Source organism: Ancylomarina sp. 16SWW S1-10-2, from assembly GCF_009669305.1.
GTDB lineage: Bacteria > Bacteroidota > Bacteroidia > Bacteroidales > Marinifilaceae > Ancylomarina.
The window spans coordinates 57,435-68,439 of record NZ_SADB01000022.1; the positions used below are offsets into that span (position 1 = coordinate 57,435).

Consider the following 11,005-nt stretch of genomic DNA (forward strand, 5'->3'; position numbering starts at 1 on the left):
TCCGTAAATTCTATATCCTAAGAGAGCAATCCCTTAGTTTTTAATCATGAGTAAAACTGATGTCAAAAATGATATTAGAACAGTAAAAACCTGAATTTTCAATCGCTTTACGTGAAGCAATATTATTCAATGTTGTAGAACAAATAGGCTTACGTCCCATTTCTATCACTCTATTCGTTTGTATTTGCATAAGCTGTGTTGCAATGCCTTTGCCTTGATAATCAAGACTTACAATAATTCCTATATCAGCAATTTCTGGTTGCGAATTGCTTATTCGACATTCACTGGTAGCAATAATTACACCTGACTCTCGTAACATAAAAATTTCTTTTCTTGAAACAAGATTTTCAGTATAACCAAAGGTATCATCCAAACCTATTTGCTCTTTCATAAATGCTTTAATGGCCGGAATATATTCAGAAGTTACAAGTTCTATCTTTAAATTAGAGTTCACTTCAATGGTCTTATTCAAATGCTCAAAACAGAAGGTATTGGCATTAATTGACTTTGAATGATATAAACAAGCAGCAAATGAAACAGGCTCATTTGAACTCAAGCAAGCAGACCTAATGAGTTCACCTTTAATTAATTTTCCAACAACCTTATCCATTTGAGATAGATAGTCATCCTCTAAAAATATCTGTATCAAACAGCCTGCTTTGCTTATACAACAATAGCCTAGTGTGATATTGTCATTTTGGATTAAATAGTGCTGCGATGGGCCAATGTATAGCATTTCCCACATAGCATCGATAGGTGCTGTTAATTTTTGATATAGTTTTAGCCTTAACCCTTTGATTGTATCGGTAATATCTGTTTTTATAAATTTCATTATTTGAAATATTTACTTAAGATATATCTTATAAATTTACCTTTTTAAGAATTATAAATCACTAAATAACTGCATATTATTCAAAACGCTACTACAAATAGATGCTTCATAAAAACCTAAGATTTAATATCTATTTATCCGAAATATATAATAACTCATTAATTATCCTAAGCAATTTATTCAACCACTTTTTGCTATAGACAACAGAAATACACTCAACTTTTCCTTTGTGATCAACAAAAAAGTTGCCAAGAAAAAATTCGCTCATAAATGACGCACACGACATGTATGACAATTACACTAACTACCGATATGCTTAGCTATTACCTCCCTTAATAATTTTTCATTTATCGGTTTTGTAATATAATCGGTACAACCAGCCTCAAGAGCTTTTCCCATGTCACCATTAAGAGCATAAGCCGTTTGTGCAACTATAACAAGATTTTCATTAAACTTGCGTATTTCTCTAGTGGCTTCATAACCATCCATTTCAGGCATTTGAATATCCATTAAAACCAAATCGATATCGGGGTTTTTATGACAAGCTTCCACCGCCTCTATTCCGTTTTTAGCACTAATAATTTCTTTTCCAAATTTTCGTACAATTATCGAAAGAAAGGCTGCTGAAGTTTCATCATCCTCAACAATTAATACTTTTAATTTGTTCTTTGGGCTTTCTTCCCCAGAAGACAAAATTTCATTTTCTTTCATATTTTCTTTAATTACTTCATTTTGATACGGAAGTGTAAAATAAAAGGAACTTCCTTTTCCCAGTTCTGATTCCACCCAAATTTTGCCGCCAAGCATTTCAGCATAAGCCTTTGATATTGCGAGTCCTAAACCAGCACCCTCAAAAGCTCTTCTGCTACCAATATCTGCTTGTTCAAAACGATTAAAAATGACATCTAACCGATCTTTTGGAATACCTATTCCTGTATCTCTGACAAAAAATGCGATACTATTATTTTTCAAGGAATAGCCAAAAGAAATTGAGCCTACTTTAGTGTATTTAATTGCATTTTTAACAAGGTTTGTTAATATACCATGGAGTTTGTCGCCATCAGTAATTATATCTAATTGATTAGGTGAATATGAGAGGTCTAGCGATAAAGACAATCCTTTTAATTCTGCTTCTGGTGAATGAAATTTATATATTTCATCCACGACAGCTTGAATAGAAACGGACGTTTTTGAAATAAGGACCTCTCCCGATTCAATTCTTGAAAGATCAATAATATCGTTTATCGTATTTAGTAACCTATCACTACTTTGGTTAATAATGCCTGAATATGAATTAATTTCAGAACGACTTAAATTGGGATCATTGAGCAAGTCAATAAATCCACGAATCCCATTCATTGGGGTACGTATTTCGTGACTCATATTAGCAAGAAATGCACTCTTAAGTCGATCACTTTCTTCTGCTTTTTCTTTGGCAGCAACCAGTTCTATTTCAGACAACTTTCTTTCTGTAATATCCTGAAATATCTCGAGCATGGCTTTTTTACCTTGAAACATGATTCCAGTATGATTAATAAGGAAGGTTTTATCTCCCAGAATACCTGTTGATTCATAGGACGAAGTTTCACCAATCTCAATACCCTTACGTAAAGGACAATGTGGACACTGTTCCTTAACATCGCGATAAATTTCCCAACATTTTTTGCCAATAGATTCAGAACCAAACAGTTTCTCAAATTTATCATTCATGAACAAGATACTCCCCTTTTCGTCGACAATATCCATTCCGAAAGGAATAGTTTGAAGTAGCCTTGCATTAAATTCATTACTCTTACTCAAAGCCCTTTCCGACAGTTTGCTCTCATTAATATCAGATGCAATAGCCGTTACAATACCATTTTTACTCGGTTTTGTTCCATGCCAAGCTATCCATTTATAGGATCCATTCGTACATAAATATCGATTTTCAAAAGTTGGCATCGCTTTGCCCTTTAATAATTTTGAAGATTCAGTTATCGTTATTTGCTTATCATCAGGATGAACAAATTCCATAAATGGCTTTGATGTAAATTCATGAATCGAATAACCGAGTATTCGTGTTACTGCCTGATTAACTTCAATAACATAGCCAGTATTTATATTTACTTTACAAATAATACTTGGTGATATATCGAATGTATTTTGTAGTTTTTCTTCGGCAAGACGTATTTTTTCTTCGGCCTGCTTTCGTTCCGTAATATCAACATGGGTACCCACCATTCTAATGGCTTTACCATTTTCATCAAATACCACTTCAGCACGAGATAAAATATCAACCCAATATCCGTCTTTGTGTTTCATCTTAAACTCAACTTCGAATCTGTCACGCAATTTATTAATTACTTCCTGCCTAATTTTCCACGCTTTCTCAGCATCATCTGGTTTAGTTAACTTCTCCCATACGCTAACTTCGTTTTCTAATTCTTCATTTTTATACCCAAACATGCTTTTCCAACCTGGAGAAAAATAAATCTCGTTAGTTACCAAGTTCCAATCGAACAAACCATCTTGTGCAGCAGTCATTGCCAAATCAAATCTTTCTTCACTTTCATTCAAATCTTTTTCGGTCTTCTTAAGATCGGTTATATCGACAAGAACAGCTAAAGTACGATTCAGCTCTCCTGAATTATCGCGTATTGCTATAGCAGATAATAATACATCAATTATCTCTCCATCCTTTTTTACAAACTGATAGGGAGCATTTGTAATAAAATCATTTTCAGAAAATTTAGGAAAAGCAATATTCCTTGCATATTTCTTCGAACTTTCAGTTAAGAACAGAGTCGAAGGTTTACCTATGACCTCACTTTTGTCGTACCCCATTGTTTTAAGCCAGAAATCACTAATGCTTATCAATAGACCATCTTTGTCAAGTGAATGTAACAAAGCTGGTGTATTATCATATATAGCCCGAAAGTGCTTCTCACTTTCTTTTAATTCTATTTCTACCTGTTTACGATCTGTGATATCTTCTGCAAAACCAAAATAGTTGAGGAAATTTCCTTCAGAGTCGAATTTGGCACTTACGGTAAATTCAATGGGAATTATATGACCATCCTTGTGAATATATTCTTTATCATATTTTATACTCTTCTGTAAAGGACTAAGTTGACTAAGCTTTTTTTCTTCAAAATTTTTCCACTTGGAAGGTGTTAAGTCTTCTCTCCAATTAATTTGATGTAATTCAGAAATTGTATAACCTGTTAATTCAGAAAAAGCTAAATTAAAATCATCTAATCTCCCATCATCGTACCCAACCGCAATGCCAATTGGGGCGCTACGAACAATATCAGCCATTTTTTTCTCACGTTCCAAACTGGCTTTTAGTTTTTCGTCTGCTTGCTTAAGTTCTGTAATATCCTTAAAGACACAATAAGTTTGATTAAAACTGCCATCGGGATTATAACCAATGAATCCTTCAAGTGCGACATCAATATAATGTCCTGCCTTATGTCGCAATTTAAATTGCATATTATTCACATGACCACGTTTCTTAAACTTCGGAAAACTATTCGCAAAATGGGATTGCCAATCAGGATGTAAAAAATCCTTATAAAATTTCCCAATTATTTCATCTCGCTCGTACCCTAAGGTCGTAAGCCAAGTTGGATTCACATCTTTAAAACATCCATCTTCGTTTAATGAATGATATGGCAGTGGTGCATTATCATAAAGAGATTTAAAATTTGCTTCACTTTTTCTTAACTTTTCTTCGTTTTGTTTTTGATCTGTGATATCTTGAGTGAAACCTATGGCAGAAATCGGCTTTCCATTAGCATCGAATACGACATCAGCTTTCTCCATAAGCCACCGTACACTTCCATCTACAATTACGCGAAAATCAATATTGTAAACTTTTCCTAACAAAGCAGCCAACCATTGATTAGCAACATATTCCTTATCTTCCCAATGAATGTAACTCAAGAATTTTTCATGAGAAAGAGAAGTTCCCTTTGGAATGCCAAAATTCCGATAATTCTGATCAGACCAAATCAATTCATCCTTTAATAAATCAAGTTCCCATGTACCTATCTTTCCTATTTCCTGTACTTTCGCATGGTAATATTGATCCTTTACTAAGAGTTGATCTTCAGGCAAAAGACGACTTTGTAGCTTCGACTTTTCTAACTCAGAAATTTTAGATTCCAATTGTTTTATTTTAATCTGAAGCTCTTCTTTTGTCTTGATATTTTTCATTAATTGTAATTTCGGTAGAATTGTACATAGTTGGAGAACAAAGTTCTATAAACAGATCACATTACAAGATAAAATAAATTTTCTACTATCAGCTAAATCCGTGAAGACATATTCTAATATATCTAAAAAAAGCAAGCATATTAGTAAATCTAAAAATCCAATATCAATCGCAACACAAGCACATACCTTTCTATCAAAACACCTCATTACGCCTTTCCATTAGCAACTAACATCTAGTGAATTCAAAATTAAAACATGGTAAACTTAATTATTTTATCTACCTTTTAGAATCCAAAATAAAACCCTACTATGCAGAAATTCAACCCACTAACAAACTATCAAAACACTCGAAAATCCATTGGATATGTCACCAGAAAGCAGGCTACAGAAAAGGACTACAAACGAATTGGCTTTATGTCTGGTTTGGAAGTTCATCAGCAGCTAAAAACAAAAAAGAAACTTTTTTGTCATTGTCCGGCAGGTATCTTACACAATCATAATAATTTCGATGCTGAAATTATCCGCCACATGCGTCCAACACTTTCGGAACTTGGAGAATACGATGGAACGGCTTTAATGGAATTTAAAACCCGCAAAGAAATTACCTATCGCCTAAACAACGAGTCGGCTTGTACCTACGAAATTGACGACACGCCTCCTTTTATCATCAATAAAGAAGCTTTAGAATATGCACTTGAAATCTCATTGCTATCGAATTTAAATATTGTAGGTGAAGTACACATTACACGTAAACAGTATTTGGATGGTAGTATTCCTGCAGGTTTTCAAAGAACAGCGATTCTTGGTGTAGAAGGTCATATTCAGTTAAAACACAAGAAAGTTCGTCTTATTCAGTTGAGTATTGAGGAAGATTCGTGTAGAGAAGTTTCAGATATTGGTCACAAGAGAATTTATAAAACAGATCGATTGGGTGTGCCTTTGATTGAGACAGTAACTTATCCCGAATGTTATACGCCTGATGAGTTGAGAGAAGCTGCGGAGTATATCCGTTTCCTCAATAGAAGTACGGGAAAGGTTCGTACTGGCATGGGTGCAGGTCGCGAAGATGTAAATGTAAGTTGCAAAGGCGGTACACGTATTGAAATAAAAGGCGTGGCGCACAATAAATGGATTCCCGAACTATCTCATAACGAAGCTTTCCGACAGTGGGCTTTGCTTAATGTGATGAAAAAACTAAAAAAACAGGTTAAAAATCAGAAAGAATGGAAAATCAAATCCATACAGATTGATCCTATCCAGTTAAAATTACAAAACGAACTGATGGCTTCCATGGATTTCTCTGATATGGAGGTTTACGCTGTTAACTTGGTCGGTTTCCTAGGCATCCTTTCTCATTTTACACAGCCCAATCATTGTTTTGCCAACGAAATTACCGATAGATTAAAGGTTGTGGCTTGTATCGAGAAACCCAATATGTACCATTCTGAAGAGATTGATGGCTCAAGTGTAAAGGTTGACTTCGATAAGATTAAAGAGCTCTTACATGCAAACGATGACGATGCACAAATTATATTCTGGGGCCCTAAAGCTGATATACCTACCGCACTTGAAACCATTGAAGAACGTTGTATAATGGCATTCGATACCATTCCTCCCGAAACACGAAAATCCTTTAAAGATGGCACAACTATTTTCGAAAGAGTGCTACCAGGAGCAGATCGTATGTATCCTGATACCGATGCGGCACCTATCCCATTACCAAACGATTATATCGAGAAATTGGATCAAAACTTGCCTGTAGAAATATACCAACGTTATGAACAACTCCGTTCTTGGGAAATTCCTACCGATACCGATCATTATATTTTGAGGAATAATTTGGTTCCAGTTATCGAGAAAATCGTAAAACTAAAAATCCCAGCCAAATTTATCGGAACATTCTTCGGTCACACACTAAAATACGTGGAAGGCAAACATAAAAAACATGAAGATTTTAAGTACAATCGCATTATAAAGATGTTTGAATACATCCAGAAAAACAAGCTTCATTACGACATATCCAAACTAATGCTTCCTGTGCTAATTGAGCATCCCAACATGGATTTTTCTTCGATTCTTACGAGTATTCATTTTAAGAAAAGGAGTCTAGAAGACTTACTAGCACCTGTTAATTATTTGAATGAAAAATTTAAAGAGACCGACTCTAAAACCGATAAATCGAAGGTTGCTAATTGGATTATGGGACAGCTACATATGCAAGCCACAGGAAATTTTGCATTAAACGAATTGAAAACTAAAATCGAAAATGCTATTAAATAGTAACGACTATGGAAGATATTTTTCAAGGATATAAAGGTGGTGCCTTAGACGTACTCAAAAAATATAATGTAAGAGTTTGGGGAACAGCAAAAATTACCACAACGCGTGGCGATTTTGAAGGAACCATTCTACCCAGATCGGAAAATGATGACGATCAGCATATTGTTTTAAAAATTATTACGGGTTATAATATTGGTGTGGATATTATGACCATTACCAAGATGAAGGAAACGGGCTACAAAAAAGCCAATTATAAAATTCCCGAGAAAGAATTTCCTTTCACAGAAGGCTTGCCTAAGGTAAAACTATTTGGAACGGGAGGTACAATTGCTTCACGTTTAGATTATAGAACAGGAGCTGTTATTCCTGCTTTTTCGCCAGGCGAATTGTATGGTGCTGTGCCTGAGTTGGCCGATATTTGTAATTTAACAACCGAAAAGATTTTTGCCGTATTCAGTGAAAACATGGGCCCTAAGCAGTATATCCAATTGGCTAAAGCCATTGGTAAGGAAATTGAAAATGGTGTGGATGGTATTGTGATTGGACATGGTACCGATACCATGCATCACACGGGTGCAGCTCTAACTTTTATGGTACAAAATTCTCCCGTACCCATTGTTATTGTAGGATCACAACGATCGTCGGATCGACCAAGTTCTGATGCAGCACTCAACTTGATGCACGCCATGTTTGCAGCGGGTAATGCTGACATTGCTGAGGTAATGGTTTGTATGTTTGGACCTACTTCTGATGAATATGGTTTATTACACAAAGGAACTCGTGTGCGAAAGATGCATTCCTCCTACCGATCTACATTTAGAACCATTGGTGATACGCCATTGGCTATGGTCGATCGTGAAAAAATAGTCAATCTAAAAAAAGAATTTAAGCACCGACGTAAGGATAGAAATGTAACGATAAAGCCTTATTTTAGTGATAAGGTAACGATGCTTTATTATTATCCAGGTATGAAACCAGACGTTTTAGATGCGATGGTAGATTGTGGATATAAAGGAATCGTTATTGTTGGAACTGGCTTGGGACACGTGAATAAAGAGCTGTATTCTTCCATTGCTAGGGCCAAGAAAAAAGGTGTATTTATGTTTATGACTCTTCAAACCATTTGGGGTTATGTTCAAATGTTTGTTTACGAAACTGGACGAGAACTAATGTCTAGAGGAATTGTTCCTGGTGGCAATATGCTTGCTGAGGTTGCATACATTAAACTGGGCTGGGCACTTGGTCAAACAGATGACCTTGAAGAGGTAAACCGTTTGATGATAACGCCTATTAACGATGAAATAACCGAGCGAGAACCCTATAATGGCTATTTGCTTTATCAGGGTGGAATTCCTGAGGTGGAAGAATTTATTAAGGAGGTTCATAAATAAGCTGCATTTCTATAATACATTCCTACAGACGCAATAAATTGCGTCTCTACATATTTACTGCATAAAAATAACGCCCCAAACGTGCTATTCATTTGGGGCGTTTTATTTGGGTTATGACCGCTGTTCGCCTAAAGATAATATGTCTTCAAAATTACTTTCGTTGACTAAACAACCATTCCATCATCATGGCATCACTATAAGCTGCGATCCATGAAAAATGACCAGCTTCAGGATATTGAGTATATCCCGGATGAGCTCCTGCTAAGGTCAAGGCTTTTACCATATTTTGTGAAAGAGCTGGATTGACTGTTGTATCTAAAGCGCCATGAAAAATCCAGATTGGCAAATGAGAGATTGCTGGAGCTTTTGAAACATCACCTCCGCCACAAACAGGTACTGCAGCTGCAAACAAATTGGGGTAGCGTGAAATCGCATCGAATGTACCAAAACCTCCCATAGAAAGACCTGTAATGTAAATTCGATTGGTATCTACTGGCAATTTGAGTTTTGCCTCATTAATTAGCTCTATTAAAAGTTCCATGGGCTTACTTGGTGTAGACTGAATTGTCATATCTTCGTAAGAAAAATTGCCCCAGCTCATACCTTTAGGACATTGAGGCGCAATCACAATAGGACGATACATTTTCATGTTTTGACTGCTCGCAAAATTCATAACACCCCATTTTAATTGAGATTCATTATCATCTCCTCGTTCCCCAGAGCCGTGTAAAAAAATGACCAGTGGATATTTAGACTCAGTGTCATAATCGGAAAAAAGTTGTCTATAGTTTAAGGTATCCCCATTAGCGTTACTATATTTTTCGTAACTGAAAAGTGATGATTGTGAAAATAGATTGGTCATACTTCCAAAGTAAAAAAGGATTATTAATAAAGTAGAAAGTTTAGATTTTGATGATTTCATTCTGTTCTGTTTAATTAATTACGTAGTTTAAATTTAGCAAATAATCACACACGACTTAATATTTTCCCTGCCCTTATTTATAAAAAATATTGGCGGTTGTTATTAATCTTTATTTAACATATCATTCATAGCCGTAAATTTTAGAATCTAATCTTTTATTTCCTTCAACGAAACATACTCCTTCTTTTTGCTCCTAGAGTATTCGGCAAATATTAAGATTTGTAAAAGCAAAAATATATGATAACTCTTGTATTATGTTCTGTTAGGTACACTCAATGTGCAATTTTCAATTCGTAATTGATTTATTTCTATTTAAAATACTTATTACTAATCGTTTTACAATATCTGCTTCGTCTGTTTTACTGGTAGCAATAAATAAGGTAAGTGAGGCCAGAGTATTATTATTGATAATAGGGTAACCATTGGGTTTAACAAGTGCTTTGTTCTTTTCAAGAAAATATACAAAACAAGCAGCTGCAATACGTTTGTTTCCATCGACAAATGAATGATTTTTCACAATAAAATAAAGTAGGTTTGCTGCCTTTTCCTCTATAGTTGGATATAAGTCTTCTCCGCCAAAACCTTGCATAATTTGTCCGATAGAACTTTTAAAACTATCGTCTTTGGCTTGTGCAAAAACATCTGATTCGAAATCGGAATACATATTAATAATCAGATTTATATAATCGTTGAAGGAAGGATATGTGGTTTCTTTTAAGGTCGTTCCTTTCTTATCTAGTTCTTCATGGTCATAATCATCGAGTAGAGCTAAACCTTTTGAGAAAAGTTTAAAAACCTCTTTATTTTGTTCGTTTGTTGCATCTTCAATTGCACGACTTACAATTCGAATACCCGTTTTTAGATATTCTACTTCTTGCTGTTTTTGCTGTAAACGTTGTTCATTAATAGCATAGCCTTTAATCAAATAATCTTTTAAACGTTGTGTAGCCCACTGACGGAATTGAGTTCCTTGTTGCGATTTCACTCTATAACCTACAGATATGATTACATCAAGACTATAAAAAGCGACAGGCTTATCAGAATTTGCAGTATGCATTTTTTGCATATTGCTTTTTTTATCCAATTCACCCTCATTAAAAACATTATTGATGTGACGTGAAATAACTGATTGATCTCTCTGAAACAAATTGATCATTTGGGACTGAGTTATCCAAACAGTTTCCGCATCAAATTGAACCTGAATCTCAGTTTGATTATCTTTGGTTTTAAATATTTCTTAGATTCAAGTCACAAATGCAACTGATGGAATTTTAGATGAAAAAAGGAGGTGTATTTTTCAAGACAATGAGGAGAAGTAGTCTCACCCATTGTCTATGTGGAATAAAAGTCTTTTTTTTACCACTAAAATCGCCAAACTAAAGT

The 11,005-nt window shown here is 34.9% G+C and carries 6 protein-coding genes; 2 read left to right on the forward strand and 4 right to left on the reverse strand.

What is annotated here, in order from left to right; genetic code table 11:
- Positions 1–40: 40 nt before the first annotated feature.
- The gene (locus EMN46_RS15730; RefSeq protein ID WP_154201775.1) at positions 41–832 is read right to left on the reverse strand and encodes a GNAT family N-acetyltransferase; all 792 of its coding nucleotides are present in this window, start codon (positions 830–832) and stop codon (positions 41–43) included.
- A 300-nt stretch (positions 833–1,132) separates the two neighbouring features.
- Positions 1,133–5,029 carry a PAS domain S-box protein gene (locus EMN46_RS15735; RefSeq protein ID WP_154201776.1) on the reverse strand — a complete coding sequence of 1,299 codons (3,897 nt, stop codon included), beginning with the start codon at positions 5,027–5,029 and terminating at the stop codon, positions 1,133–1,135.
- 309 nt (positions 5,030–5,338) lie between these two features.
- Between EMN46_RS15735 and gatE the strand changes: the two genes are divergently transcribed.
- Complete coding sequence (gatE, locus tag EMN46_RS15740; RefSeq protein WP_154201777.1) at positions 5,339–7,309, forward strand: Glu-tRNA(Gln) amidotransferase subunit GatE; 1,971 nt, start codon at positions 5,339–5,341, stop codon at positions 7,307–7,309.
- Positions 7,310–7,317: 8 nt separating this feature from the next.
- Positions 7,318–8,700 (forward strand): Glu-tRNA(Gln) amidotransferase subunit GatD, encoded by a 1,383-nt coding sequence (gene gatD, locus EMN46_RS15745; RefSeq protein WP_154201778.1) that lies wholly within the window; start codon positions 7,318–7,320, stop codon positions 8,698–8,700.
- A gap of 151 nt (positions 8,701–8,851) precedes the next feature.
- Here the strand turns inward: gatD and EMN46_RS15750 are convergent, their stop codons facing one another.
- Both EMN46_RS15750 and rhuM read right to left on the reverse strand, forming a co-directional pair.
- A complete protein-coding gene (locus EMN46_RS15750) occupies positions 8,852–9,622 on the reverse strand; it encodes a prolyl oligopeptidase family serine peptidase (protein ID WP_154201779.1) in 771 nt (256 codons plus the stop codon).
- A gap of 286 nt (positions 9,623–9,908) precedes the next feature.
- Positions 9,909–10,778: a Fic family protein gene (rhuM, locus tag EMN46_RS15755; RefSeq protein ID WP_154201780.1), complete on the reverse strand. Its 870-nt coding sequence runs from the start codon at positions 10,776–10,778 to the stop codon at positions 9,909–9,911.
- Positions 10,779–11,005 lie beyond the last annotated feature (227 nt).